Genomic DNA, 25091 nt, shown 5'->3' with positions numbered 1-25091 from the left:
AGCCGGGGTCGGCTTGTGGTCAGGTTTCGCCGAAGAGCACGGACAGGCGCCGCTCCGTGAAGCGCCATGCTCTGTCCGCGTCCTTGCGGTAGCGGTCGTCGTATTCGCAGATCAGGAACGGCGTGGCTGAGCCCGGCCCCGGCCCGTCATGACGGTAGAGCGTCAACACGACGCATCCGCGCGCTGTCTCCGGCGAGATCGGCTCGATCAGGATATTGCTCTGGACGTGGCGCGAGCGCCGGTCGCGCATCGCGGCACGCTCGGCTCCCCAATTCGCGATGGCGGCACGCCCGAGCTTATCCGGACCGATGCCGTAGAGCGCCGCGTCCTGTGTGAACAGCTCCCCGATGCGGTCGGATTCGCCATGGTCGATCAGCCAGGCGTGGCGCTGGATCAGATCCTCGATCGCCACGCGATCCTCGAGGGTAAGCCGGAGCGTCATCGCCGACGAGCCGCCGCCGCGCCGTCAGATCGGCAGGCCGAGATCGGGCGGCGCGCCGGCCGGCTCGTAGTCGCCTTTGCGCATTCCGACGTGCAGCGCGTCGAAGCCCGCACCATCCTTATGGGCCCGATAGACGCGCTCGGGATCGAAGAAGGTCCCGATCGGATTGGCCTTGAAGTCGGGCGAGGTCCGCATCCACGCGCTGGACTGCTTCCAGTCGCCATAGCTGTCGCATTGCAGCTCGACGAAATTGCCCTCGGGATCGCGATAGTAGAGCGAGATCGTCATGCCGTGGTCGAGGCAGAAGGCCGGCGCGATGCCCTCGTCGCGCAGCCGGGCATAGGACGACATCAGATCGTCGAAGCTCTCATACTCGAAGGCGCTGTGGTGCATGCCGTTATGGCTGCGCTTGTCGGGATCGTCGCCGAGCCCGGGCGCCGACAGGAAGGCGACGCGGTGATTGGCCGCGTCATTCGTGGTCCAGGCATTGTTCGCATCCTGGAAATTCGGTGTGGCGCCGACCACCCGGCCGTACCAGGCGACCATTTCCACGAGCCGGCTGGTCTTGAACGTGACGTGATGGAAGGCGGGCTTGATGATGTCCATGCGTTCCTCCTGCGGCGCCATTCTTCCGGTGAGGGCGTGGCGCCTGCGTTTTCGGTGGAACAGAGCTAGCGGATAGGGATATACCTGAACAGATGACAAGAATGCCAAAGCGATAGCGGTTCGGCATCACTTCGATATTCTTCGTAATGGAGGCCGCGCCGTGAAGCTTCATCACTTCGAGGAGGTCGTCGCGATCGCCGAGCGCGGCAGCGTCCGGGCAGCGTCGCGCCATTTGCGGCTCGCGCAGCCGGCGCTGACGCGCAGCCTCGCCATGCTGGAGCGCGAGCTGGGAGCGCCCTTGTTCGAACGGCGCGCGCGCGGCGTCGTCGCCACGCCTCTGGGCCAGGCCTTCATCGCCCGCGCGCGCTCGATCCTGTCGGAGATCCGGCGCACGCGCGAGGAAATGGAACAGCTACGCGGGGCCGGCACCGGCACCGTGACGGTCGGCCTGTCGATCGCCGCGCATCTGGCGCTGCTGCCATCGAGCCTGCGGCCCTTCCGGGCGCGCTATCCGAACATCAAGCTGCATATCATCGAGGGCTTCTATCCCACGCTCGAAACACGGCTGCGGGACGGCTCGGTCGATTTCTACATCGGCCCGGAAGGCGGGGCGCAGGCCGTCCCGGAGCTCAGCCTCGAGGTGCTCTTCCAGAACCGCCGCGTCGTGCTCTGCCGGGCCGGGCATCCGCTGGCAGGCGCGACTTCCCTGCGCGAGCTTGCGGGACAGGACTGGGTGACGACGTCGATCACGGCCGACGACGGCGCCGAGATCAACGCCTTCTTTGCAGGCCATGACCTGCCCGCGCCCCATCTGGCCGTACGCAGCCAGTCCGCGCTCACCTTGCTGACCTGCCTCGCCAACAGCGATCTGCTCGCGATGGTGCCGGGCCAGTGGCAGGATTTCGAGATGACGGGGCAAGCCCTGACTACGATCAAGATCATGGAGGAGCTGACCGCGCCGGCGCTCGTGGTGGTACGGCGGGCCGATCTGCCGCTAACGCCGGCGGCGCTGCATCTTCTCGATCTGATGCGACGGGCAACGTTGCGGCTCGAACCGTTCGGAGGGGGCCGATCGTCTGAGGCGCAACTGCAGAATGCGCTGCCCAGGGGCGAGGCTGATCCTGCTGTTTAGCGTCTGATCGCCAGGGGCCTGTCAATAGGTTTGGGCTGGGTCGCAAATGTCCGGCTCCCGACAGCGGAGGTTGGATTGCTGCCCGGAAGCGAACGTCGGCTCAACGGCATCTATAAGATCGCTTTTGACCCATAGCCGCCCTTCAAAAAAAGCGCGCGAGTATGTGGCAGACATGAGAGATCGGCCTGTCGGGCGTTTGGTTCCGGTTGCTCATCGGACAGGGCGTGATTGGCGCGTGTGTGCTCGTATGGTTCTTCGTGCGGCTTTTCAGAGGTCGCATGAGCCTTCGGGATATGCGCGACAAGTCGTGGTGGTGGATTTGAATCTATGCCGGCTCGCCTAAGCACTTCAGAGCGTCATTCTCGGGCTTGCGCGCCCTGAGAATCTCATGACCAGAGCGCTCTGGTTTACGAGATGGTCGGGTCAAGCCTGACCATGACGCGCTTCGGACCGGAGCTCCGCGCCACCTTCCAATTCGGGAGAAGGGAAGAGGGCGTCGCGGCTGCAGTGAAAAGGTGAGGGGATGATTTTAAACTTGCCCCCGCCTCCGCCCCTGCTGGGGCATCTCAAGGCGCGCCCAGACCACCGCCGGACGCATTCCCCCCTTTCGCCACGGCTCTCGTTCTCCCAGCGAAGATGTCCTAGGCTTCCGTCACCTGTCCGGCAGCTGGAAGCACCACGATGACGACGTTGACCGCCCCGATCTCCGAGGCTCCGCTGGAAGAGGGTTTCCGGCCGCACACCTCGCATTGGGGTGTGTTCTCGGCGCGGATGAAGGATGGCGAGCTGGAGGTCAGGCCCCATGCCGGCGATCCCGATCCCAACGAAATCATCCAGAATTTTCCGGGCGCGCTGCGCCACCGCGCCCGCATCGCGCAGCCGATGGTGCGCCGGGGCTGGCTGGAGAACGGGCCGGGACCCGATGAGCGCCGCGGCCGCGACGAATATGTGCCGATGTCGTGGAGCGCCGTGCTCGACAAGCTTGCGGGCGAACTCAGGCGGGTGCGCGACGATTTCGGCCCGGGCGCGATCTTCGGCGGCTCCTATGGCTGGTCCAGCGCCGGGCGCTTCCACCATGCCCAAAGCCAGGTCCATCGTTTCCTCAACACCTCGACCGGCGGCTATGTGAAGTCGGTCAACAGCTACTCCTCGGGCGCCTCTTCCGTCCTCGTGCCGCATATCATCGGCGACTACGAGGATCTGGTGAAGCGCAACGTCTCCTGGGAGCAGATCGCTGAGCACAGCGAGATCGTGCTCGCCTTTGGCGGCATGGCGCTGAAGAACAGCATGGTCACGGGCGGCGGCAGCAGCAAGCATGTCGAGCGCGGCGCGATGCAGCGCGCCCATGAGCGGGGCTGCGACTTCGTACTGGTCGGCCCGCTGCGCGGCGATCTGCCGGAGGAAGCCGGCGCCGAATGGCTCTCCAGCATCCCGGGCACCGACACGGCGCTGATGATGGCGCTGGTCCACAGCCTCGTCGTCGCGGGGCTGCACGACCGCGATTTCCTGGAGCGCTACACTGTCGGCTGGCCGGTCTTCGAGGATTATCTGTTGGGTAAGGCCGACGGACAGCCCAAGGATGCCGCCTGGGCCGCCGCCATCACCGGCGTGTCGGCGCAGGCGATCACGGCGCTGGCCAGGCGGCTGCATGGCAAGCGCGCGCTGATCGTCGTGGCGCATGCGCTGCAGCGGGCCGAGCATGGCGAGCAGCCGGTCTGGATGGGCATGGTGCTGGCGGCCGCGCTCGGCCAGATCGGCCTGCCGGGCGGCGGCTATGGCTATGCGCTGGGTGCGATCGGTTATTACGGCCGGCGCTACAACGCCGTGCCGATGCCGACCCTGCCGCAGGGGCGCAATGCCGTCACCGACTTCATTCCGGTGGCGCGCATCTCGGACATGCTGCTGAACCCCGGCGCGAGCTATCGCTATAACGGCCAGACCCGGACCTATCCGCAGATCAAGCTGGTCTACTGGGCCGGCGGCAATCCGTTCCATCATCACCAGGACCTGAACCGGCTGAAGCAGGCTTTCGCCAGGCTCGACACGCTCGTCGTCCACGAACTGGCCTGGACGGCGACGGCCCGCCACGCCGACATCGTCCTGCCCTGCACGATGACGCTGGAGCGCGAGGACATCGGCGGCAATGCCAATGATCCGCTGCTCGTGCCGATGCGGCCCGTGATCGCTCCTTATGGCGAGGCGCGCGACGACTACGCGATCTTCGCCGATCTCGCCGAGCGGCTGGGCACGGCCCAGGCCTTCACCGAGGGCCGTACGGTCCGGCAATGGCTCGAGCATCTCTATGAGCCGACGCGGGCCGCACTCGCCGAGGCCGGCCTGCCGGCGCCGAGCTTTGCCGAGTTCCAGGCGAGCGAGGGCTACGACATGCCCCAGCAGGCCGATGATGGCGGGCGCCTGCGGGCCTTTCGCACCGACCCGGTAGCGCATCCACTGCCGACGCCGAGCGGCAAGCTGGAGATCTTCTCGCAGAGGATCGCGAGCTTCGGCGAGGCGGATTGTCCTGGCCATCCGACCTGGCTAGGAGACACCAATGTGCCCGACGCGGCCTCGCCCGTCGTCCTCGTCGCCAACCAGCCGCGCACGCGGCTGCACAGCCAGTTCGACTTCGGCGGCCACAGTAGCGGCGCCAAGCATCGCGGCCGCGAGGTCGCGCGCATGCATCCGCAGGATGCGGCCGAGCGCGGCATCGCTGACGGCGACATCATCCGCATCTTCAACGAGCGCGGCGCCTGCCTGGCCGGCGTCCATGTCACCGACGGCATCCGCCTGGGCGTGGTCCAGCTGCCGACCGGCGCCTGGTACGATCCGGTCGATCCCGAGGAGGACAAGCCGCTCTGCGTCCACGGCAATCCCAACGTCCTGACCCGGGATGTCGGCACCTCGGCGCTGGCGCAGGGCTGTACGGGACAATTGACCACTGTCCAGGTCGAGCGCTTCGACGGCAACCTGCCGCCGATCCAGGCTTATGATCCGCCGGTTCGGCGGCCTTCGTGAGACGGGCTTCGTGAGCGGTTGATCGGCGAAGCGGGCGCGATTCAGCCGCGCCGCACCAGCAGCACCGCCGCCAGGATCGCGACGCCGCCAAAGGCCTGCGCCGGCGAGGGCTGCTCGCCGAAGATCGCCCAGGCGGCGAGCACGCTGACGAGCGCCGGCCAGACCATGACGAGGGAGGCGGCGCTGGCGCCGTAGCTGCCGAGCGAGAGTGTGATCAGGCCCTGGCCGAGCGCATGCGAGACCAGGCCGAGCGCGATCACCGCAAGCCAGCCCTGCAGGCTCGCCGGGATGATGGTCTCGCCGAGCGCGAGCGCGGCTGCGAGGCAGAAGACGGCGCAGAGCGCGCTGGAGATCAGGCCGATCCGGCCGGCATCGGCCCGCTCGCGGGCGCGGCGCACGGCGAGGATATAGCCGGCATAGGAGAAGGCCGCGCCGGTCGCCAGCATGTCGCCGAAGAGCCCGCCGGGCGAGGCGGCGCTGGGGGCGCCGATGAATTTCGGCAGCACCAGCATCAGCGCGCCGCCAAGCGCCAGCGCAAGCGCGCCGAGGATGCGCTGCGTCGGCTTCTCCCCGAGCAGGAGCCAGCCGCCGAGCACGACCGCGACCGGCGAGAGATTGCCGAGCAGCGAGGCGTTGGCGATCGTGGTGTGGCCAAGCGCTGCGTTGTAGAGCACCACGTCGATCGCGAAGGTGAGACCGGCGAGCGCGATCGGGATGAGCGCGCCGGGACGCACCGCGCCCGAGACCGCCTTGCGCTGCTCCAGCGCCGTCCAGAGTGCGAGCACGGGCAGTGCGAACAGCATGCGCCAGAAGCCGCCGGCGGCCGGGCCGACATCGGCCAGGCGCATGAAGACGCCGGAAAAGCCGATGCAGGTCGCGCCGGTGAGCAGCGCAACGAACATCGCCAGCGCCGGGGTGGCAGGGCGAGGCATGACGAGAGCGGGCGTGGACATCTGGCGACTTCCTGAGCAATCGCCCGCGATATAGCCAACTTCCATCAATCGGAAAAACGGATTATTCTGATTTAACCATTCTTAAAAGCGATCGATGGAGAGGCCTGTGACAGGCAGGCAGCCATGATTGGGAGGACGCCATGACCGCGCATTTTGATCTCGCCGCGCTCGACATGCTGGTCGCGGTCGCCGAGACCGGCGGCTTCACCGCCGCGAGCGCCCGGCTCGGCCGCACGCAATCGGCGATCTCGGTACGCATCCAGGATCTCGAGAGCCAGATCGGCCATCGTCTGCTTGAGCGTTCGCGCCGGGGCGTGACGCCGACCGATGCGGGCGAGCGATTGATCGCGCATGCCCGCCGGCTTCTGACGATCGAGCGTGAGGCGCTGGCCGATCTCGGCGGCGCGTCGGCCTCGGGGCGGCTGCGTATCGGCATTCCCGATGATTACATGGACGCATACTTACGCCCGCTGATCGCGCGTTTCGCGGCCGAACACCCCAAGGTCGAGCTCGAATTGCGCTGCGATCTCTCGAAGCGGATCGAGCCGGCGCTGGCGGCCGGCGAATTCGACCTCGCCGTGGTGACGCAGGATCCCAACCGGCCGATCGGCGAGGTCTTGCGGCGCGAGGCGATGATCTGGGTCGCGGGGCGCGGCCATCGCCCGGAGCTGCAGGAGGTGCTGCCGCTGGCGCTGTTCTCGGAGGGCTGCCGGGCGCGCCCGCGCATCCTCTCGGCGCTGGGCGCGGCGGGCAAGGCGCACCGGCTGGTGTTCTCCTGCTCGCACACCTCGGGCATGCTCTCGGCTGTTGAGGCGGGGTTTTGCGTCACGGCCCTGACCGAGAGCGCGATTCCTCCGAGCCTGCGGCGCCTGGGTCCGGCAGAGGACCTGCCGCCTCTGTTCGATCTCTCGGTCGGCCTGATCATCGGGCCGCAGCCGGGGCTCGCGGCAAGGCGCTTCGCCGACGCGCTACGCGACGAAATGGCCGCGCCGCGGCTGGCGGCATAGGCGTGGCGGGATTGCCCCGCAGGGCGCATCAGCCTAAAGCCAAGGCCACACGCGCTTTCCCCCGTCATCCTGGGCGTAGCGAAGCGAAGACCCGGGATCCATCATAGGGCTCCGGAGCTTTACGATGGATCCCGGATCTGCGCGGCTTCGCCGCTTGTCCAGGATGACGCGGCGCCTTTCTTTTCCCAGTTCGCAGAACGATTTCGAATCCCATGAAATTCCTCGACCAAGCAAAAATCTATGTGAAGGCGGGCGATGGCGGCGCGGGCTGCGTCTCCTTCCGGCGCGAAAAATTCATCGAGTTCGGCGGGCCCAATGGCGGCGATGGCGGGCGCGGCGGCGATGTCGTGATCGAATGCGTGCAAGGCCTCAACACGCTGATCGACTTCCGCTTCCAGCAGCATTTCAAGGCCAAGATCGGCGGGCACGGCATGGGCGCCGACCGGCATGGCGCCAATGGCGAAGTGAAGGTGCTGAAGGTGCCGCCGGGCACGCAGATCTTCGACGAGGACGGCGAAACGCTGATCGCCGACCTGACGCAGGCCGGACAGCGCTTCGTTTTGTGCAAGGGCGGCAATGGCGGCTTCGGCAATGCCTATTTCAAGACCGCGACCAACCAGGCCCCGCGCCATGCCAATCCGGGCCTGATCGGCGAGGAACGCTGGGTCTGGCTGCGGCTGAAGCTGATCGCCGATGCCGGGCTGATCGGCCTGCCGAATGCCGGCAAATCGACTTTCCTTGCCACGGTGACTGCGGCCAAGCCCAAGATCGCCGATTACCCCTTCACCACCCTGCATCCGGGCCTCGGCGTGGTGCGGGTCGACGGGCGCGAGATGGTGCTCGCCGATATTCCCGGCCTGATCGAGGGTGCGCATGAAGGCCATGGCCTCGGCGACCGGTTCCTCGGCCATGTCGAGCGTTGCCGCGTGTTGCTGCATCTTGTCGAAGGCACCAGCGAACATGCGGGCAAGGCCTACAAGACCGTGCGGCAGGAGCTCAGCCTCTATGGTGAAGGCCTGGACGAGAAGCCCGAGATCGTGGCGCTGTCCAAGGTCGATGCGCTCAGCCCCGAATTGCTCAAGGAGCAGGTGGCGCGGTTGAAGCGGGCCTGCAAGCGCATGCCGATCATTCTGTCCTCGGCCTCGGGCGAGGGCGTCGAAGCGGCGCTGCGGGCGCTGTTTGCGATCGTCGACGAGGCGCGCAAGGACGAGGCGCGCGAGAACGCTCCTGTCGAGGAGACCGGCTGGCGGCCGTGATCGCTCTCATCGAAGAGTGAGAACAGGATGATTTCAGATGGGATCACGCAGTGATCCGATCTGAAATCTGAATCCGTCTCTCATTTGAGAGTGAGAGCAGGATCAATGCGAAAAACCGGTTCCCACTTTTTCGCATCCTGCTCTATCCGGTGACAGAATTGCGAACCGCCGTTCCCAAGATGGCGGCGGCCCTTGCGCAAGGGCATGGCGTCGCGGCAATAGTGTTTCCAACGAAATCTCTGGAAACGCCGCGACATGAAGCACCTCACTTCCCCGACCGTGTTGCTGGCGCTGATCTGTGCCGGCTCGGCTTTCGCCCAGGCGCAACGCAGCCCGGCTGCGGCCCAAGGGCAACAGCGGCCGGCGGCAGCGGCTCCCGCGCCCGGCGGCGTTTCGCAGCCCGACAACACCACCGCGACCTATGGCGACTGGACGCATCGCTGCCAGCAGGGCGTCGGCACACGCATCTGCGAGGTCGTGCAGACCTTGCAGGTCCAGGGGCAGCAGGGTCCGGTCGCGCTCGTCGCGGTCGGTCGGCCGATCAAGACCGAGCCCTATAAGCTCGTCGTGCAGGTCGCGCCGAATGTGACGCTGGGCCCCAATGCCGGCGTGCGTGTCGCGCTGGGCGAGAAGGACGAGGGCACGCTGGCTGCGTTCTCGCGCTGCATTCCCGGCGGCTGCTTCGCCGAGGTTGCGATGAGCGATGATCTGCTGAAGCGCTGGCGCGGCTATTCGGAAGGCGGGCAATTGCGCTTCCAGGACGCGGCGAACCGGCCGGTGACGCTGCCCTTCTCCTTCCGTGGCTTCCAGGCGGCGGCCGACGCGCTGGCACGGGAGCCGTGAGCGCCTGAATCGCTTCGCAGGGAACCATCCCGTCATCCTGGGCGACCGAAGGTCGGCCCGGGATAACGACGTGGTTCAGTGAAGAACTTCGCCCCGAAGGGCTACGCTAGATCGTTTTTCACACGGCTTGCGGCGTCATTGCGAGGAGCAAAGCGACGAAGCAATCCAGGAGGTCTCGCTAGACGGCCCTGGATTGCTTCGCTGCGCTCGCAATGACGGGACAGCTTTAATGGAAAACGCGCTGACGCGTCAGCTCTCGACGAATTGCAGCCGGTGCAGTCGGGCATAGCTGCCGTCGCGCGCCAGCAGGGCGTCATGGCTGCCGGTCTCGACGATCTTGCCTTCGTCCAGCACGACGATGAGGTCGGCCTCGCGCACGGTCGAGAGACGGTGAGCGATCACCAGCGTGGTGCGGTTCTGCATCAGGCGGGCCAGCGCCTGCTGGACGAGCCGCTCGGATTCGGTGTCGAGCGCGCTGGTCGCCTCGTCGAGCAGCAGGATCGGCGCGTCCTTCAGGATGGCGCGGGCGATCGCGATGCGCTGGCGCTCGCCACCCGAAAGCTTCGAGCCGCGCTCGCCGACCTGGCTGTCATAGCCCTCCGGCATCGCCATGATGAAGTCATGCGCGGCGGCGCCCTTGGCGGCGGCGACGATCTCGTCTTCGGTCGCGTTGGGCCGGCCGAAGCTGATATTGGCGCGCACCGTATCGTCGAACAGCACGACATCCTGGCTGACCACGCCGATCTGGCTGCGCAGGCTGGCGAGCGAGAGGTCGCGCAGATCCTGCCCGTCGATCTCGACGCGGCCCTCGCTGGGGTCGTAGAGCCGCGGCACCAAAGCGAGCAAGGTCGATTTGCCGGAGCCGGAGCGGCCGACCAGCGCGGTCATCTTGCCGCCCTGGACGACAAGGTCGATGCCCTCCAGCGCCCGCGCATCGTCGCGATAGCGGAAGCGCAGCCCCCTGAAGGCGATCTCGCCGGCCTCGACCACAAGCGGTCTGGCGTCGGGGCGCTGCGTGATCACCGGCTTCTCGTCGATCAGGGCATAATAGCGCTTCAGCGAGGCGCCGGCCTCCTGGACGATGGCGTTGAGGTTGCCGAGCGAGCGCATCGGTTGCGCTGCCAGCAGCAGCGCCGAGACATAGCCGGTAAAATCGCCGACCGTCGAGCCGCCCGAGGTGATGCGCACGCCGATCGCGGCGAGCACGCCTGCGACCGCCATGCCGCCCGCGACCTCGAGCAACGGATCGAGCCGGCCGCGCGCATTGGCCGACTTCATCTTGACAGCGCGGATCGATTCGAAGGCGGCGGCCGCGCGCGCCTTGAGGTAGGGCTCGAGCGAATCGGTCTTGGCGGCGCGCGCGCCCTGCAGGCTCTCGGTGACGAGGCTCGCCATCACGCCGGTCTGTTCCTGCTGCGATACCGCCATGCGGCGCAGCTTCTTGCCGATGCGGCCGATCGGCCGCGCCACGATCGGCGCGATCAGCAGCACGACCAAGGTCATCTGCCAGTCGATCCAGAGCAGGGCGCCGACGAGCGCGATCGCGGTCAGCACGTCGCGCACGGCGATGTTGACGAGCCGCGTCAGCGCCTCCTTGACGAAGGTGAAGTCGGTGGTGAAGCGCTGCGTGAGGGAGGCGGGATTCTCTTTTTGAAGCTGGGCGAGGTCGGCGTCGATCAGATGCGCGTAGAGCTGCGTCTGCATGTCGGCCTCGATGCGGCTGACGACGCTGTTGGTCATCACGGTCTGCGTCAGCAGGGAGAAGCCCTTGATCGCGGTGACGATGACGACGACGATCGCGACGGCGTTGACGACGCCGATCTCGAAGTCGATCGATTTCGAGACGAGGCGCTCCATCCGGCGCACGAAGCCGGTCGCCTCGGCGCTGAGCGGGTCAGCGAAGGCGTCGAACGCCGCCTTGATCAGCAGTGGATAGAAGCTCGTCGTCGCGGCGATCACGACCACGAGGCCCATGATCATCGCCATTTGCGGCAGATAGGTTTTGCCCTGCTCGCGCCAGACGCGGGCGAAAAGCGCGAAAGTGTCGTCGGTAACGCGGCCGATCTTCATGGCGCGGGGCCTATCACGACGCTGGCGCAAGCGCTACCGGGCTTCGTGTTTCCGAAGGATTCGGGCCTCGCAAGGCAGGCACGCGCAGCGAGGTCTTGCTCCAGACACGAAGCTGGCGTCCGATAGCCACAACCGATTCAGGAGATTGCGACAGCCCATGCCCTTGCATCCGCCGGCCCAAGCCGGCCAGAGATTCAGCGAGATCGACACCCCTGCTTTGGTGCTCGACCTCGATGCCTTCGAACGCAACCTCGTCGCCATGGCGGCCTATACGCAGGCCCATGGCATTCGCCTGAGGCCGCACGCCAAGACGCATAAGAGCCCCGAGATCGCCTTGCGCCAGATCGCCCATGGCGCCGTCGGGCAATGCTGCCAGAAGGTCTCGGAGGCCGAGATTCTGGTCGCGGGCGGCGTGCAGGACGTGCTGGTTTCCAATGAGGTTGCGGGTGCCGCCAAGCTCGACCGGCTGGCGCAGCTCGCCCGCAGCGCCAAGATCAGCCTCTGTGTCGACCATCTCGATGGCGTGCGCGAAGCTGCGGAAGCTGCCGCGCGCCATGATGTCGTGTTCGATGTCCTGGTCGAGATCGATGTCGGCGGCCGGCGCTGCGGCGTCGCGCCCGGCGAGGCGGCGGTCAGGATCGCCGAGGCGGTCTCGCGCAGCAACACTTTGCGCTTCGGGGGCCTGCAGGCCTATCACGGCACGGCCCAGCATATGCGCTCGATCGACGAGCGGCGCGAGGCGATTGAGCGCGCCGGCCTCTCGGCCCGCAACACGGTCGAACGCCTGGCCCAGGCCGGCCTGAGCTGCGGCGTCGTCAGCGGGGCCGGCACCGGCACCTATGAGATCGAGACCGGATCGGGCATCTGGAACGAGATCCAGGCCGGCTCCTACATCTTCATGGACGCCGATTACGCCCGCAACCGGCAGGCGGACGGCACGCCGTTCCGCGCCTTCGAGCATGCGCTCTTCATCCTCACCGGGGTGATGAGCAAGCCGGTGCCCGACCGCGCCATCGTCGATGCCGGGCACAAGGCGGCAGCGATCGATTCCGGCATGCCGATGCCGTTCCGGCGCGAGGGCGCGGTCTACACGAAACCCTCCGACGAGCATGGCGTGCTGACCGGCGACCCGATCGCGCTGCCGCATCGCGGCGAGCATATCCTGCTCGTGCCCGGTCATTGCGACCCGACGGTGAACCTGCACGACTGGTATGTCTGCGTGCGCGGGATGCACGGGCCTGACGCCCATGTCGAGGCGCTCTGGCCGGTGGCGGCGCGCGGCGCATTGACCTGAACGCCTCCCGGCGCATGCGATGCTCGCCGAACTCGCGCTCAGGCTGATCACACCGGCCGGGCGGATGACGCGGCGGCTGGGGCTAGTGTCGGAGAGCACGGCGCTGTGGGCGCGCGGCTTTCGCCACCGCAAGGCCTGGGCTGCGCATCATAGGCGCTGCCGCGCCGTGGTGGCGGATGTGGTCGCGGCACTGCCATCCCGGTGCTGCGTCGTCGTGCTCGGTTCGGGGCTGATGCGTGACGTGCCGCTCGACCTGCTCTGCACCAGCTTTGCGCGCGTGCTTTTGGTCGACGCGGTGCATCTGCCGCCGGTCAGGCTGCGCATGGCCTTTCGCCGCAAGGTCACGCTGCTGACGCGTGATCTCAGCGGCGTGATGGGCTGGCTCGCCGGGGAGCGCGAGCGACGGATAGACCCCGTTGCTGATCTCGTCACGGATGCGGGCATCGATCTCGTGATTTCGGCCAATCTGCTCTCGCAGCTCGCCTGGCCGGTGGAGGATTGGCTGGAGGAGAATCCGGAGCGTGCTGCCGCATTTCCGGCCGATCTGCCAGCACGCTGCATCGCCTGGCATCTCGACGATCTCGCGCGCTTTCAGGGGAGCGTCGTCCTGCTCAGCGATGTCGAGATGGTCGAGCGCGACAGGGCCGGAGCGGTGATCGAGAGGCTCGATTTGATGCGCGGCGTCGTGCTCCCCGAGCCGGATGAGAGCTGGGACTGGCCGGTCTCGCCATTCGGGGAGACCGGGCGGGACCGGGAGGCGGTGCATCGGGTCGGCGCCTGGCGGAATTTTGGGAAGTGGCGCGAAAGCCCGGCCGGCCGCTGCCCGCCCTCGCTCAGCGATTCAGCCTGACCTCGCCGCTCTGCGCCAGATCATAGCCGCCGAGTTCGCGCGCCCTTGCCGGCATGTCGGGCCTGCGCATCCAGGCGAGCAGGGTTTGCGTCGCCGGTTCGAAATAGGTCCGGCGGCGCATCACCAGATCGACATGCTCCCAGACCAGCGGCAGGAAATCGAGGCCGAAGGCGGCAGCGATGGCGCGCGAGGCGACGCCGCAATCGGCGCGGCCGGTGCGGATCGCCAGGGCCAGGTCCTGGCCGGTGGCGCAGATGCCCTCGGCCATGACCATGCGGCCGTCGGGGACGCCGTCGCGCGCCATCAGGCTCGTCAGCAGCAGTTGCGCGCCGGCGCCCTGCTGGCGGCGGGCGAAACGGGCACGCCTTTCGACAGCCGAGGCGATGCCGGTAAGGGCGAGCGGATTGCCGGGCGCCGTCAGCAAGCCCTGCTCGCGCCGGGCGAAACCGATCACCACCGCGTCGAACAGGCCGGGCTCGGCCCGGATCGCGGCCAGGTTGGCTGCGTCATCATCGGGTGTGGCATGGAGATGGATCGCGGCGATGGCGACCTCGCCGCGCGTCAGCCGGTCGAGCCCGGCCCGTGAGCCTTCCGCCAACAGCGCCAGACCGCAGCCGGAATCGCGCACGGCGACCTCGAGCAATGAATCCTGGCTGCCGCCGATAATCGGCGGCGGGTTTGAGGGCTGCATGCCCTCGGGCCGCGCCAGCCCGGCCTCGAGCCAGCGGTCGAGCGCCGTACGCGGGAACAGCCATTTGCCGCTGACCTTGGTGCAGGGCACGGCGCCATTGGCAACGAGCTCGTAGAGCTTGCGCTCCTTGAGCCGCAGATAGGCGGCGGCCTCCTCGGTGGTCAGATAAATCCGATCCTGCATTTGGCTGCGCTGGGCTGTTCTTGTTCCAAGATTGGCAATTAGTCGCATTGAACTCTAGAAATCACAAGTGTCTGCAGGCGCTGGCTGTTGGCAGGCTTATGCTTTCGGGCAGATCTGGGCGTTCAGGCAGGTCTGGCTTTCGGGGGAGCGCGACGGACGGTGGACTTCGCGGCGATCTTCAAGGCGGCCTTCGCGCTGGTGGTCGGGCTCGATCCCGGTTTCCTGGCGATTGTGGGCCTGTCGCTCAGGGTGACGCTGACCGCCGTGCTGATCGCGGGGCTGATCGGCCTGCCGCTCGGAGCGGCCCTGGCGCTGGCGCGCTTTCCCGGCCGCTCGGTCGTCATCGTCTGCCTCAATGCGCTGATGGGCCTGCCGCCGGTCGTGGCCGGGCTTTTCGTCTTCCTGCTGCTCTCCCGCTCGGGCCCGCTCGGCCCGCTCGGGCTGCTGTTCACGCCGACCGCGATGATCGCGGCTCAGGTGATCCTGGTCCTGCCGATCGTGATCGCGCTGACACGCCAGACGGTCGAGGATCTCTGGAGCGAGTATCGCGACCATCTGCGTTCGGTCGGGCTGGAGGGAATGCGCGCGATCCCGACCCTGCTCTTCGATGGGCGCTTTGCGCTGGCGACCGCGCTGCTCGCCGGCTTCGGCCGGGCGAGCGCCGAGGTCGGCGCGGTGCTGATCGTCGGTGGCAACATCGCCGGTTACACCCGCACCATGACGACGACGATCACGCTGGAGACCTCCAAAGGCGACCTGCCGTTGGCGCTGGGGCTCGGGCTTGTGCTGATCGCGCTGACGCTGGCGATCAATGCGGTCGCCTTCGGGGCGAGCCGCATCGGCGCCCGCTATGCTGGATGAGCATGATGCGTGACGTGACCTCGATTCTGCCGCTCAGCCTCGAGAGCATCTCCTTCCTCGGGGAGGGGCGCAGATTGGTCGATGCGGTCAGCCTCGTCGTGCCTGCGGGCGGGGTCACCGTGCTGCTCGGGCCCAATGGCGCCGGCAAGTCGCTGATGCTCAGGCTCTGCCACGGCCTGCTGACGCCGAGCGAGGGCCACGTGCATTGGGCGGCGAGCGCGACCGGGCGCGCGAAACGCCACGCCATGGTGTTCCAGAAGCCGATCATGCTGCGCCGCTCGGTCGAGGCCAATATCGATCATGCGCTGGCGGCGGCGGGCGTCGCGCGCATGGAGCGGCGCGAACGCGCTCAGGCCGCGCTGCGGCGCTTTGGCCTGTCTGAGCGCGCGAGGCAGCCGGCGCGGTTGCTCTCGGGCGGCGAGCAGCAGCGCCTCGCCATCGCTCGTGCCTGGAGTTTGAGGCCCGAACTGCTCTTCCTGGACGAGCCGACCTCGCAGCTCGATCCCGCCGCGACGTGGCAGATCGAGGAGTTGCTGACCGGCCTCGTGGCGGAGGGCATCACGGTCTTGATGTCGACGCATGATCTCGGCCAGGCGAAGCGGCTGGCCGATCGCGTGCTGTTCCTGCATCGGGGCCGGTTGGTCGAGGATTCCCTCGCCGCGTACTTCTTCGCCGAGCCGCAGACGATCGAGGCCCGCGCTTTCCTCGCCGGGGAATTGCTCTGGTGAGACGCTCTTCCCGAGAAACCGATTGCTGCCAAAACCAGAAACCCCAGGAGACGACCATGATGAGGAGACGACTATGATCGCGACCAGACGCCTCTTGCTCATTGCGGGCTTCTCGGCCGCCTTTGCCGGCCTTGCGCTCGCCCAGACCACCACAGTCGCGCCACCGGCGGCGGCGGGCACGCGCTTCATCACGGTCTCCTCGACGACCTCGACGCAGGATTCCGGGCTGTTCGGGCATATCCTGCCCTTGTTCCAGGCCAGGACCGGCATCGAGGTGCGGGTGGTGTCGCAAGGCACCGGCCAGGCGCTCGACACCGCGCGGCGCGGCGATGCCGATGTCGTCTTCGTCCATGCCAAGGCGCAGGAGGAGAAGTTCCTGGCTGAGGGTTTCGCGCTCGAGCGCAAGCCGGTGATGTACAATGACTTCGTCCTGATCGGCCCGAAGAGCGACCCGGCCGGTGTCGCCGGCACGAAGGACATTGTCGCTGCGCTGAAGGCGATCCAGGAAAAGGGCGCGCCCTTCGTCTCGCGCGGCGACAAATCCGGCACCCACTCCGCCGAACTGGCGCTCTGGAAGGTTGCCGGCATCGATCTCGATCAGAAGAAGGGCTCCTGGTATCGCGATATCGGCCAGGGCATGGGGGCTGCGCTCAACACGGCTGGCGGCATGGCCGCCTATGTGCTCTCCGATCGCGGCACCTGGATCTCGTTCAAGAACCGCGGCGATCTCGTCATTGCGGTCGAGGGCGACCGGCGTCTGTTCAACCAATATGGCGTCATGGCGGTCAACCCGGCCAAGCACCCGCATGTGAAGGTCAATGACGGCCAGGCCTTCGTGAACTGGCTCATCAGCCCGGAAGGCCAGAAGGCGATCGCCGACTACAAGATCGACGGCCAGCAATTATTCTTCCCGAATGCGACGCAGGCGGGAGCCTGAGCCGATGCGCCGTCTGATTCTTGCCGCCCTGTTCGGGCTCTCCTGCTCCGTCGCGCAGGCAGAGCAACCCGTGCTGCTCCACGCCGCCGGCAGCCTGCGCAATGCGCTGACCGAAGTCGCCCAGGCCTTCGAGGCGACGGCCAAGCTGCCGGTCAAGACCAGCTTCGGACCCTCCGGCCTGTTGCGCGAGAACCTGTCCGGGGGCCAGGCGGCTGAGGTCTTCGCTTCCGCCAATATGAGCCATCCGCTCGCCCTGACGCAGGAGGGCAAGGCCGGTCCCGTCGTGCTCTTCGCCCGCAACGAGACCTGCGCCTTTGCCCGCACCGGGCTGGAGGTGACGACGCAGACGCTGCTGGCGCGCATGCTCGATCCTGCGATCAAGCTCGGCACCTCGACGCCGAAGGCCGATCCGTCCGGGGACTATGCCTGGCAGATCTTCGCCAAGGCCGAGGCGCTGCAGCCGGGCGCCAAGGCGGCCCTGGAGGCCAAGGCGCTCCAGCTCGTCGGCGGTCCCAACAGCGCGCCGACTCCGGCCGACAGGAACGGCACGGGCCATCTGCTGGCGACCGGGGCGGCCGATCTCTTCCTGGGCTATTGCACCAATGCCTTGCCGATCGCGCGCGAACAGCCGGGCCAGCGCATGGTCAGGCTGCCGCCGGCGCTGGCCGTGGGCGCCGATTACGGGATGACCGTGATGAACGGCGCCTCGAACAATGCCTACCGATTGGCGATGTTCATCCTGTCGCCTGAGGGGCAGCGCATCCTTGCCAAGCACGGCTTCACCGCTCCGACCGCGCCGCGCGAGGGCAGTTGACGGCGATGGCTGCGGCCCTTCCGCCGATCCGGCTCCTGGCCGCGGGCAGTTTGCGCGCGGCGTTGGGCGAGGCCGCGGCGGTGTTCGAAGCCAGGACCGGACTGGCGGTCGAACTGGTCTGCGGCGCGTCGGGCCTGCTGAAGGAGCGGATCGCCCAGGGCGAGGCGGCCGATCTCTTCGCCTCGGCTGATCTGGGCAACCCCGAAGCGCTGGCGAAAGCGGGGCTGGCGGGGCCGGTCGTGCTGTTCGCGCGCAACGAGCTTTGTGTCTTCGCGCGGCCGGAGGTTGCGGTGTCTCCTGAGACCCTGCTGGCGCGCATGCTCGATCCGGCGATCAAGCTCGGCACCTCGACGCCGAAGGCCGATCCCTCCGGCGACTACGCCTTCCAAGTTTTCGCCCGCGCCGAGGCCTTGCAAGCCGGAGCGAAGGCGAGGCTGGAGGCCAAGGCGCTGCAACTGACCGGCGGGCCGGCGAGCATCGCGGCCCCCTCCGGCGTCAATGTCTACGGTCACAAGTTGGCGACGGGGGCGGCCGATCTGTTCCTGGCCTATCGCACCAATGCCGAGGCGATCGCGCGAGAACAGCCCGGCCTCCAGCTGGTGCGCTTGCCGGCCGCGCTGTCGGTGGGAGCCGATTACGGCCTGACCGTGATGGCGAAGGCCTCGCCAAATGCCGGGCGGCTCGCCATGTTCATCCTCTCGCGGGCCGGGCAGGAGATCCTGGCGAAGCATGGCTTCGCAGCGCCGACCCTGCCGCGCGACACGAACTGAACGGAGCAAGCGCGGATGGATTGGCAGGCGACGCGACCGGGCGAGACATCCGCGCCCCTGCCCGAGAGGCAGGATGCGCATCTCGTCTTCATCGGCCGGATTCGCACGCCTTTCGCGACGCGCGACCAGTGCCCGCGCCAGGGCGACAGCGAGAACGGTCCGGAATGCCGCGTCGAGATCGACGCGCCCTGGCATGCGGCCTTGATGGGGATCGCGGCCTTCGCTCATCTCGACCTGCTCTATTGGATGCATGAGGCGCGGCGCGACCTCGTGACCCAGACACCGCGCGGGGCGGAGCCGCTCGGCACCTTCGCCCTGCGCTCGCCGGTGCGGCCCAATCCGATCGCGCTGTCGCGGGTGCGGCTGCTGCGTGTCGAGGACGGTACGTTGATCGTACGCGGGCTCGACTGCCTCGACGGTACGCCCCTGCTCGATGTGAAGCCGAACCGCTGCGCCCAGTCGCCAGCGCAGGAGCATCGCCATGCCGCATCCTGACCGCCGCCTGGTTCTGGCCGGGCTTGCCACGCTCGCGATTCCGCGGGGGGCCTGGGCGGCCGCCATCCGCGACGGGGCCGGCCGCGAGATCGCGATTCCGGCCAGGGTCGAGCGCGTCTTCCCCGCCGGGCCGCCGGCCGCGATCCAGCTCTATACGCTGGCGCCGGACCTGTTGCTGGGCTGGCCGCGCGCCAACGGGCCGGAGGAGCTGCCCTTTCTGCTGCCGGATATCGGCAACAAGCCGCAGATCGGCCGCATCACCGGACGTGGCAATAGCGCCAATCTGGAGGCGGTGCTGACGCTGAAGCCCGACCTCATTGTCGATGCCGGCTCGACCGGGCGCAGCTATGTCGAACTCGCCGAGCGTGTGCAGGGCCAGACCGGCATTCCCTATGCGCTGCTCGACGGGCGCTTCGAGGCTACCCCTGCGAGCTACCGCATCCTCGGCCAACTCACCGGGCGCATGGAGCGGGCCGAGACGCTGGCGCGCTGGTGCGAGACCGCCATGACGGTGATCAGGGGCCGCGTCGCGACGATTCCCGCCGAACAGCGCCCTTCCGTCTATTACGCGCGCGGGCCGCGCGGGCTCGAGACCGGGCTGGGCGGTTCGATCAATGTGGAGACGCTGAGCTTTGTGGGCGCGCGCAATGTCGCCGCCGAGCAGCCCGGCAATGGCTTGGCGCAAGTCTCGGGCCTGGCGCAAGTCTCGCTCGAACAGGTCATGGCCTGGGATCCGGAGGTGATCGTCACCATCGATCCCGGCTTTGCCGTGAGCGTGCATACGGATCCGGGCTGGGCGAGCATCCGGGCGGTGAAGGCGGGGCGGGTGCATCTCTCGCCGAAATTGCCCTTCGGCTGGGTCGATTTCCCGCCCTCGGTCAACCGCATGGTCGGCCTGTGGTGGCTGGCGAAGCTGCTCTACCCGGCCCAGTTCCCCGAGGATATCCGCGTCATCGCGCGCGACTTCCACACGCTGTTCTATCAGGTCACGCCGAGCGAGGCGCAGCTCGACCTGATCCTGTCGGGACGGGGGTAAGGTCGTGTTTCCCCGCCCACTGGATCCGTCCTGACGCCATGCCGCCATCCTCCCTTCGCGGAAACGCCATCGCGCTTGGCCTGCTCGGCGTTGCGGTGCTGCTCGCTTTCGGGCTCGGGCGCTTCCCTGTCGGGCCCGCCGAGCTGGCGCGTCTCGTCTGGGCGGGCTTGACCGGCCAGCCCTCGGGCCTGTCGCCGCAGATCGAGGCCGTGATCTGGAATATTCGCGGGCCGCGCGTGGTGGCGGCCGTGCTCTGCGGGGCGGCGCTGGCGGTCGCGGGCACGGCCTTCCAGGGGCTGTTCCGCAATCCGCTGGTCTCGCCCGATATCCTGGGCGCGTCCTCCGGTGCAGCGTTGGGGGCGGTCGTCGGGATCTATTTTTCGCTGGGTCTGTTCGCGATCCAGCTTGCGGCCTTCACGGGCGGGCTGGTCGCGGTCGGCGCTGTCTATGCGATCGGCTCGACGATCCGGCGCGGCGATCCAGTGCTGGCTCTGGTGCTGACCGGCGTCGTCGTCGGCTCGCTCCTGGGGGCCGGCATCGGATTGGTGAAATACTGGGCCGATCCATACAACCAACTGCCCGCCATGACCTTCTGGCTGCTCGGCAGCCTCGCCGGCACGGCCAGGCCGGACCTCGTTCCGCTGCTCGGCCCGGTGTTGCTGGGCACGGCCGTGCTCGTCGCCCTGCGCTGGCGGATGAACGTGATGTCGCTGCCGGAGGAGGAGGCGCGCGCGCTCGGGCTCGATACCGGCCCCTTGCGCATCGCGATCGTAGCGGCGGCAACGCTGGTGACGGCGGCAAGCGTCGCGGCGGCCGGCATCATCGGCTGGGTCGGGCTCGTCGTGCCGCATCTGGCGCGCTTCCTGGTCGGCCCTGATTTCGGCAAGCTCCTGCCGACGGCGGCGCTCCTCGGTGCCGGCTATCTCCTGATCATAGACACGCTGGCGCGCACCGCAGCCCCGGTCGAGACGCCGCTCGGCATCCTCACCGCCGTGATCGGCACGCCCTTCTTCATCTGGCTGCTGGCTTCGGCGCGCGGAGGCTGGTCGTGAGCCTGAGCGCGGCCGACCTCGCCTATGGCTACCCTGAGCGCCGGATCGGCCGCGATATCGGCCTCGATCTGAAGGCAGGCGAGGTCCTGGCGCTGCTCGGCCCCAATGGCGGCGGCAAGACGACGCTGCTCAAGACCCTGCTCGGCCTGCTGCCGCCCCATGGCGGAACGCTGACACTCGACGGCCGGCCGCTGGCGGCGCTTTCGGTCAATCAGCGGGCGCGGGCGCTGGGCTATGTGCCCCAGGCCCATGCCGGCACCTTTGCCTTCACGGTGTTCTTGGTGGTGCTGATGGGGCGCACCGCGCATGGCGGGCTGCTTGCCGCGCCGTCCAGCCATGACCGCGAGGTGGCGCGAGCCATGCTGGAGCGGCTCGGTATCGCGAAGCTGGCGCAGCGCCCCTATACCCAGATCTCGGGCGGCGAACGCCAGCTCGTGCTGATCGCCCGCGCGCTGGCGCAGGAGCCGGCCTATGTCATCCTGGACGAGCCGACGGCGAGCCTGGATTTCGGCAATCAGGGCAAGGTGATGAGCCAGATCAGGCAGCTCGCGGCTGAGGGACTCGGCGTGCTCTTCACGACGCATGATCCCAACCAGGCGCTGGCCCATGCCGACCGGGTGATGCTGCTGCGCGAGGGGGAGGCGATCGCGACGGGCGCAGCCGCCGCGATGCTGACGCCGGAGCGGTTGGCTGAACTCTACGGGGTCGCGATCGAGACCGTGCAAGGCACGGACGGGCGGGTCGCGTTCCTGCCGGGATAAGTGGCTAGATCTGCCCACTCATCCCTTCATGTAATCATGGATCTTCCGGCCGAAGGGCAAGGTAAGGTCGGCGATGAAATGGTGCGCGCCGATGACTTTTCGCACCGGCAGATCGGCGACCGGCGCGTTGACATGCGGGATCAGATGGAGACGGCCGGGGCCGATCCAGGAGCCCTTCACCGTGATGTCGGTGAGGTTCAGCGCCACGAGCTGGCAGATCTCGGGTTCGCCATCGACGCCGGGGATGATCTTGAGGTTGACCTGCGTCTTGGTCAGCATCGCCGTGGTCTTGACGCCGTTGCCGGCCAGGCTCTCATGCTTGTAGCCCATCGTGCCCATGGCGACCTGCTGGCCGGCATATTCGAGCGTGCCGGTGAGCGTGTCCTTGACCACTTCCAGCCTGGGATGGGCGTATTTCTTGGGAAAGCCCCAGATCTCGCGGCCGGCCGCGATCGGCGGTTCGTCGTCGAGATACATCTGCGAGACGAAGGAGACCTCCTCCTCGCCGAATTTGCAGGGGATGACGATACCGCTCTCGGTGTAGCTGCCGAAACCGGAGGAATCGGGCATCTTGATCCATTCATAGCTGACGATCGGCGTCGCCAACGGCATCAAGGGCTCAGGCAATTGATGGCGGATCGCTTCGGGGTCGGTCTCGTAGCTGATGACCATGTATTCGCGGTCGACGAAGCGGTAGGGCCCGGCCGGGTAGCTCGGCCCGGCCAGCGGCATCGATGGCAGATCGAGGATGTCCTTGCGATTCATGACGATGTCGCCCCTTGGATCAGGTCGCTTCTAAAAGTTGAGAGCCTTGCGCGAAAAACCAGTACCCGCTTTTTCGTGCAAGGCTCGAGCCTATTCGGCGGTCCAGCCGCCATCGATCGGTAGGATGACGCCGGTGATCGATTTCGCGGCGTCCGAGGCGAGGAAGACGGCAAGCGCCGCAACCTCCTCGCTGGTGACGAATTGCTTGGTCGGCTGGGCGTGCAGCAAGACGTCGTTGATGACCTGTTCCTTGGTGAGACCGCGCGCCGCCATGGTCTCAGGTATCTGCTTCTCGACCAGCGGCGTCCAGACATAGCCGGGGCAGATCGCGTTCGCCGTGACGCCGAAGGTCGCGGCCTCGAGCGCGACCGTCTTGGTCAGACCGGCGATGCCGTGCTTGGCAGCGACATAGGCGGATTTGAACGGCGAGGCAACGAGCGCATGGGCCGAGGCCGTGTTGATGATGCGGCCCCATTTACGCGCCTTCATGCCCGGAAGCGCGGCGCGGATGGCGTGGAATGCGGCCGAGAGGTTGATCGCGATGATCGCGTCCCACTTCTCGACGGGGAAGTCCTCGATCGGCGAGACGAACTGGATGCCGGCATTATTGACCAGGATGTCGACCGCGCCGAACTCGCTTTCGGCATCGGTGATCATCGCGGCGATGGCGCCGCCATGCGACATGTCGGCGGGGGAATAGCGCGCCACGACGCCGAAATCGGCCTCGATGCCGGCGCGTTCCTTCTCGATGTCGTCGGGCGCGCCGAAACCGTTGATGACGATGTTGGCGCCTTCGGCCGCGTAGGCGCGGGCGATGGCGAGGCCGATTCCGGAGGTCGAGCCGGTGACGACGGCGGTCTTGCCCTTCAGCATGCTGCTCTCTCCCTCTAAAATCCGGACCGGTTCGCCGGTGCTTGCTGCGCCGCAAAATCCGTGCCTGAGGCGTGACGGGGGAAGCTGACGCGGCGATGAAGCTTGCCTGACGGGACGATGACAGCGCCTTGCGGGATGATGACCGTGTTTTGGCGTCATATCGCTGTCACTTGATATCGCTGTCTCCTAAAGCCGGATGATTTTAGATGGGCTCACGAAGTGATCCCATCTAAAATCATCCGGCTCTCATCTAAGAGTGAGAGCAGGATCGATTGCGAAAAAACGGTGCCTATTTTTTCGCATCCTGCTCTGGCGACATCGGCATTATCATTGTTGCAGTGCGATCAGCCTGAGGACATCCGCGCCATGAACGCTCCTCCTTCCGTCTCCCTCTCGGAAAGCCGCTATCTCGGCTGGCGGCCCGAGCGCTGCGACCGCGTCGCGCTCGTGCTCCAGGGCGGCGGGGCGCTCGGCGCCTATCAGGCCGGGGTCTATCAGGCACTGCACGAGGCCGATATCGAGCCGGACTGGGTCTCGGGCGTCTCGATCGGTGCAATCAATTCTGCCTTGATCGCCGGCAATCCACGCGAGCGCCGGCTGGAGCGGCTCAGGGCCTTCTGGGACCGCATCACCGATCGCAAGGTCTGGTGGTTCACGCCGGAGGGCGACATCTACCGCCAGGCGCGCAACGCGACCTCGTCCTTCTTCACGACCATGCTGGGCCAGCCCGGCTTCTTCGAGCCACGCGCGACAAGCCCGCTCTTCGCGGCAGCCGGCGCGAGTGACGCGACCAGCTTCTACGACACCAAGCCCCTGCGCGAGACTCTGCTGGAGCTGGTCGATTTCGAATTGATCAACCGCAAGGCGGTCAGGTTCTCGGTCGGGGCGGTCAATGCGGCCTCGGGCAATTTCGTCTATTTCGACAACGCGCAGGAGGCGATCGGGCCCGAGCATGTGATGGCGTCGGGGGCGCTGCCACCGGCCTTTCCGACCGTGCAGATCGGCACCGAGCAATACTGGGATGGCGGCCTCGTCTCCAATACGCCGCTGCAGCATCTTCTGGCCCAGGACGACACGCTGAACTCGCTGATCTTCCAGGTTGATCTGTTTTCGGCGCGCGGCGCGTTGCCGCGAACGATGCAGGACGTGATGGGCCGGCAGAAGGACATCACCTATTCCTCGCGCACGCGCCTGACGACCGACCTGTTCGCGCTGATCCAGAACTGGAAGAAGAAGACGCATCAGGCACTCTCGAAAGTGCCTGATGACAGCCTGAGCGATGAGGAGCGGACGCTGCGCGACGAGCTCGCGCTGATGCCCGAGCACACCATCCTGCAACTGATCTACCAGCAGAAATCCTATGAGGGCCACGCCAAGGATTACGAGTTCTCGCGCACCTCGATGCAGGAACACTGGAAGTCAGGCTATGAGGACACCAAGCAGACGCTGACCCGCAAGGACTGGCTGACGATCCCGCCCGACGGCGCCGGAATCGTGGCGCATGACGTGCACAGGGATTTCGAGCGACGGTAAAGTTGCTGTCCTGGCTCGGAACCACGCCGTCATCCTAGACAAGCGGCGAAGCCGCGCAGATCCGGGATCCATCGTAGAGTTCCGGAGCCCTCCGATGGATCCCGGGACGCCCTTCGGGCGCCCG

24 protein-coding genes are annotated in these 25091 nt (G+C 67.2%); 17 read left to right on the top strand and 7 right to left on the bottom strand.

From position 1 onward, the window contains the following. Nucleotides 1-19: 19 nt before the first annotated feature. Together BMZ97_RS17760 and BMZ97_RS17755 are read right to left on the bottom strand one after the other, a co-directional pair. Entirely contained in the window at nucleotides 20-442 is a 423-nt protein-coding gene (locus BMZ97_RS17760; protein WP_092172313.1) for a nuclear transport factor 2 family protein, read from the bottom strand. 24 nt (nucleotides 443-466) lie between these two features. After that, nucleotides 467-1048, bottom strand: coding sequence for a VOC family protein (locus BMZ97_RS17755; RefSeq protein WP_210188275.1), 582 nt, complete (start codon nucleotides 1046-1048; stop codon nucleotides 467-469). Nucleotides 1049-1208: 160 nt separating this feature from the next. On the opposite strand from BMZ97_RS17755, the gene BMZ97_RS17750 reads away from it, so the two are divergent. Further along, on the top strand, nucleotides 1209-2180 hold the full coding sequence (locus tag BMZ97_RS17750) for a LysR substrate-binding domain-containing protein (protein WP_092172307.1): 972 nt from the start codon (nucleotides 1209-1211) through the stop codon (nucleotides 2178-2180). Nucleotides 2181-2861: 681 nt separating this feature from the next. Continuing rightward, complete coding sequence (locus BMZ97_RS17745) at nucleotides 2862-5195, top strand: molybdopterin guanine dinucleotide-containing S/N-oxide reductase (protein ID WP_175525605.1); 2334 nt, start codon at nucleotides 2862-2864, stop codon at nucleotides 5193-5195. A gap of 41 nt (nucleotides 5196-5236) precedes the next feature. On the opposite strand, the gene BMZ97_RS17740 is transcribed toward BMZ97_RS17745, so the two are convergent. Beyond that, the gene (locus tag BMZ97_RS17740; protein WP_175525604.1) at nucleotides 5237-6148 is read right to left on the bottom strand and encodes a DMT family transporter; all 912 of its coding nucleotides are present in this window, start codon (nucleotides 6146-6148) and stop codon (nucleotides 5237-5239) included. A gap of 140 nt (nucleotides 6149-6288) precedes the next feature. Here BMZ97_RS17740 and BMZ97_RS17735 point away from each other — a divergent pair, with 140 nt between their 5' ends. The 3 genes from BMZ97_RS17735 to BMZ97_RS17725 all read left to right on the top strand — a co-directional run bounded on the left by BMZ97_RS17735 (nucleotide 6289) and on the right by BMZ97_RS17725 (nucleotide 9254). Continuing rightward, the gene (locus BMZ97_RS17735) at nucleotides 6289-7155 is read left to right on the top strand and encodes a LysR family transcriptional regulator (RefSeq protein ID WP_092172302.1); all 867 of its coding nucleotides are present in this window, start codon (nucleotides 6289-6291) and stop codon (nucleotides 7153-7155) included. A 212-nt stretch (nucleotides 7156-7367) separates the two neighbouring features. Further along, entirely contained in the window at nucleotides 7368-8411 is a 1044-nt protein-coding gene (gene obgE, locus BMZ97_RS17730; RefSeq protein WP_092172299.1) for a GTPase ObgE, read from the top strand. Between the two features lie 255 nt (nucleotides 8412-8666). After that, nucleotides 8667-9254 carry an invasion associated locus B family protein gene (locus BMZ97_RS17725; protein ID WP_092172296.1) on the top strand — a complete coding sequence of 196 codons (588 nt, stop codon included), beginning with the start codon at nucleotides 8667-8669 and terminating at the stop codon, nucleotides 9252-9254. A 249-nt stretch (nucleotides 9255-9503) separates the two neighbouring features. Here BMZ97_RS17725 and BMZ97_RS17720 read toward each other — a convergent pair whose 3' ends face one another. After that, nucleotides 9504-11324: an ABC transporter ATP-binding protein gene (locus tag BMZ97_RS17720; RefSeq protein ID WP_092172293.1), complete on the bottom strand. Its 1821-nt coding sequence runs from the start codon at nucleotides 11322-11324 to the stop codon at nucleotides 9504-9506. A 157-nt stretch (nucleotides 11325-11481) separates the two neighbouring features. Here BMZ97_RS17720 and BMZ97_RS17715 point away from each other — a divergent pair, with 157 nt between their 5' ends. Continuing rightward, complete coding sequence (locus BMZ97_RS17715; RefSeq protein WP_092172290.1) at nucleotides 11482-12618, top strand: DSD1 family PLP-dependent enzyme; 1137 nt, start codon at nucleotides 11482-11484, stop codon at nucleotides 12616-12618. Nucleotides 12619-12637: 19 nt separating this feature from the next. Continuing rightward, nucleotides 12638-13468, top strand: a complete 831-nt coding sequence (locus BMZ97_RS17710) for a hypothetical protein (protein WP_092172288.1) — start codon at nucleotides 12638-12640, stop codon at nucleotides 13466-13468. On the opposite strand, the gene BMZ97_RS17705 is transcribed toward BMZ97_RS17710, so the two are convergent. Further along, nucleotides 13452-14342 (bottom strand): helix-turn-helix transcriptional regulator, encoded by an 891-nt coding sequence (locus BMZ97_RS17705; RefSeq protein WP_092172285.1) that lies wholly within the window; start codon nucleotides 14340-14342, stop codon nucleotides 13452-13454. The genes BMZ97_RS17710 and BMZ97_RS17705 overlap by 17 nt on opposite strands. Before the next feature lie 174 nt (nucleotides 14343-14516). On the opposite strand from BMZ97_RS17705, the gene BMZ97_RS17700 reads away from it, so the two are divergent. The 9 genes from BMZ97_RS17700 (at nucleotide 14517) to BMZ97_RS17660 (ending at nucleotide 21796) form a co-directional block, all read left to right on the top strand. Then, complete coding sequence (locus BMZ97_RS17700) at nucleotides 14517-15203, top strand: ABC transporter permease (protein WP_092172507.1); 687 nt, start codon at nucleotides 14517-14519, stop codon at nucleotides 15201-15203. Nucleotides 15204-15208: 5 nt separating this feature from the next. After that, a complete protein-coding gene (locus BMZ97_RS17695; RefSeq protein ID WP_092172504.1) occupies nucleotides 15209-15931 on the top strand; it encodes an ATP-binding cassette domain-containing protein in 723 nt (240 codons plus the stop codon). A gap of 73 nt (nucleotides 15932-16004) precedes the next feature. Beyond that, nucleotides 16005-16868, top strand: coding sequence for an ABC transporter substrate-binding protein (locus BMZ97_RS17690; protein WP_092172283.1), 864 nt, complete (start codon nucleotides 16005-16007; stop codon nucleotides 16866-16868). A 4-nt stretch (nucleotides 16869-16872) separates the two neighbouring features. Further along, nucleotides 16873-17682: a molybdate ABC transporter substrate-binding protein gene (locus BMZ97_RS17685; protein WP_092172280.1), complete on the top strand. Its 810-nt coding sequence runs from the start codon at nucleotides 16873-16875 to the stop codon at nucleotides 17680-17682. Nucleotides 17683-17687: 5 nt separating this feature from the next. Continuing rightward, nucleotides 17688-18452, top strand: a complete 765-nt coding sequence (locus BMZ97_RS17680) for a molybdate ABC transporter substrate-binding protein (RefSeq protein ID WP_092172277.1) — start codon at nucleotides 17688-17690, stop codon at nucleotides 18450-18452. A 15-nt stretch (nucleotides 18453-18467) separates the two neighbouring features. Next, nucleotides 18468-18947, top strand: a complete 480-nt coding sequence (gene tsaA, locus BMZ97_RS17675) for a tRNA (N6-threonylcarbamoyladenosine(37)-N6)-methyltransferase TrmO (RefSeq protein ID WP_092172274.1) — start codon at nucleotides 18468-18470, stop codon at nucleotides 18945-18947. Beyond that, the gene (locus BMZ97_RS17670; protein WP_092172272.1) at nucleotides 18934-19983 is read left to right on the top strand and encodes an iron ABC transporter substrate-binding protein; all 1050 of its coding nucleotides are present in this window, start codon (nucleotides 18934-18936) and stop codon (nucleotides 19981-19983) included. The genes tsaA and BMZ97_RS17670 overlap by 14 nt, the downstream gene beginning before the upstream one ends. A 38-nt stretch (nucleotides 19984-20021) precedes the next feature. Further along, nucleotides 20022-21035, top strand: coding sequence for a FecCD family ABC transporter permease (locus BMZ97_RS17665; protein WP_092172269.1), 1014 nt, complete (start codon nucleotides 20022-20024; stop codon nucleotides 21033-21035). After that, nucleotides 21032-21796 (top strand): ABC transporter ATP-binding protein, encoded by a 765-nt coding sequence (locus BMZ97_RS17660; RefSeq protein ID WP_092172266.1) that lies wholly within the window; start codon nucleotides 21032-21034, stop codon nucleotides 21794-21796. The genes BMZ97_RS17665 and BMZ97_RS17660 overlap by 4 nt, the downstream gene beginning before the upstream one ends. An 18-nt stretch (nucleotides 21797-21814) precedes the next feature. Here the strand turns inward: BMZ97_RS17660 and BMZ97_RS17655 are convergent, their stop codons facing one another. Together BMZ97_RS17655 and BMZ97_RS17650 are read right to left on the bottom strand one after the other, a co-directional pair. Continuing rightward, nucleotides 21815-22561 (bottom strand): acetoacetate decarboxylase, encoded by a 747-nt coding sequence (locus tag BMZ97_RS17655; protein ID WP_092172263.1) that lies wholly within the window; start codon nucleotides 22559-22561, stop codon nucleotides 21815-21817. A gap of 90 nt (nucleotides 22562-22651) precedes the next feature. Next, entirely contained in the window at nucleotides 22652-23434 is a 783-nt protein-coding gene (locus BMZ97_RS17650; RefSeq protein WP_092172260.1) for a 3-hydroxybutyrate dehydrogenase, read from the bottom strand. A 366-nt stretch (nucleotides 23435-23800) separates the two neighbouring features. On the opposite strand from BMZ97_RS17650, the gene BMZ97_RS17645 reads away from it, so the two are divergent. Beyond that, nucleotides 23801-24967, top strand: a complete 1167-nt coding sequence (locus tag BMZ97_RS17645; protein ID WP_092172258.1) for a patatin-like phospholipase family protein — start codon at nucleotides 23801-23803, stop codon at nucleotides 24965-24967. Nucleotides 24968-25091 lie beyond the last annotated feature (124 nt).

The organism is Allobosea sp. OK403 (assembly GCF_900113835.1).
Lineage (GTDB): Bacteria > Pseudomonadota > Alphaproteobacteria > Rhizobiales > Beijerinckiaceae > Allobosea.
The sequence above is the reverse complement of the archived record's forward strand: the minus strand, read 5'-3'. Positions and strand labels throughout refer to the sequence as shown.

Bases quoted from the DNA above. Each gene is read 5' to 3' on its own strand.
- BMZ97_RS17645 (WP_092172258.1), top strand. From the start codon at position 23,801: ATGAACGCTCCTCCTTCCGTCTCCCTCTCGGAAAGCCGCTATCTCGGC.
- BMZ97_RS17760 (WP_092172313.1), bottom strand. From the start codon at position 442: ATGACGCTCCGGCTTACCCTCGAGGATCGCGTGGCGATCGAGGATCTG.
- tsaA (WP_092172274.1), top strand. From the start codon at position 18,468: ATGGATTGGCAGGCGACGCGACCGGGCGAGACATCCGCGCCCCTGCCC.
- BMZ97_RS17695 (WP_092172504.1), top strand. From the start codon at position 15,209: ATGCGTGACGTGACCTCGATTCTGCCGCTCAGCCTCGAGAGCATCTCC.
- BMZ97_RS17735 (WP_092172302.1), top strand. From the start codon at position 6,289: ATGACCGCGCATTTTGATCTCGCCGCGCTCGACATGCTGGTCGCGGTC.
- BMZ97_RS17745 (WP_175525605.1), top strand. From the start codon at position 2,862: ATGACGACGTTGACCGCCCCGATCTCCGAGGCTCCGCTGGAAGAGGGT.
- BMZ97_RS17740 (WP_175525604.1), bottom strand. From the start codon at position 6,148: ATGTCCACGCCCGCTCTCGTCATGCCTCGCCCTGCCACCCCGGCGCTG.
- obgE (WP_092172299.1), top strand. From the start codon at position 7,368: ATGAAATTCCTCGACCAAGCAAAAATCTATGTGAAGGCGGGCGATGGC.
- BMZ97_RS17710 (WP_092172288.1), top strand. From the start codon at position 12,638: ATGCTCGCCGAACTCGCGCTCAGGCTGATCACACCGGCCGGGCGGATG.
- BMZ97_RS17680 (WP_092172277.1), top strand. From the start codon at position 17,688: ATGGCTGCGGCCCTTCCGCCGATCCGGCTCCTGGCCGCGGGCAGTTTG.
- BMZ97_RS17715 (WP_092172290.1), top strand. From the start codon at position 11,482: ATGCCCTTGCATCCGCCGGCCCAAGCCGGCCAGAGATTCAGCGAGATC.
- BMZ97_RS17705 (WP_092172285.1), bottom strand. From the start codon at position 14,342: ATGCAGGATCGGATTTATCTGACCACCGAGGAGGCCGCCGCCTATCTG.
- BMZ97_RS17665 (WP_092172269.1), top strand. From the start codon at position 20,022: ATGCCGCCATCCTCCCTTCGCGGAAACGCCATCGCGCTTGGCCTGCTC.
- BMZ97_RS17685 (WP_092172280.1), top strand. From the start codon at position 16,873: ATGCGCCGTCTGATTCTTGCCGCCCTGTTCGGGCTCTCCTGCTCCGTC.
- BMZ97_RS17690 (WP_092172283.1), top strand. From the start codon at position 16,005: ATGATCGCGACCAGACGCCTCTTGCTCATTGCGGGCTTCTCGGCCGCC.
- BMZ97_RS17655 (WP_092172263.1), bottom strand. From the start codon at position 22,561: ATGAATCGCAAGGACATCCTCGATCTGCCATCGATGCCGCTGGCCGGG.
- BMZ97_RS17670 (WP_092172272.1), top strand. From the start codon at position 18,934: ATGCCGCATCCTGACCGCCGCCTGGTTCTGGCCGGGCTTGCCACGCTC.
- BMZ97_RS17650 (WP_092172260.1), bottom strand. From the start codon at position 23,434: ATGCTGAAGGGCAAGACCGCCGTCGTCACCGGCTCGACCTCCGGAATC.
- BMZ97_RS17725 (WP_092172296.1), top strand. From the start codon at position 8,667: ATGAAGCACCTCACTTCCCCGACCGTGTTGCTGGCGCTGATCTGTGCC.
- BMZ97_RS17720 (WP_092172293.1), bottom strand. From the start codon at position 11,324: ATGAAGATCGGCCGCGTTACCGACGACACTTTCGCGCTTTTCGCCCGC.
- BMZ97_RS17755 (WP_210188275.1), bottom strand. From the start codon at position 1,048: ATGGACATCATCAAGCCCGCCTTCCATCACGTCACGTTCAAGACCAGC.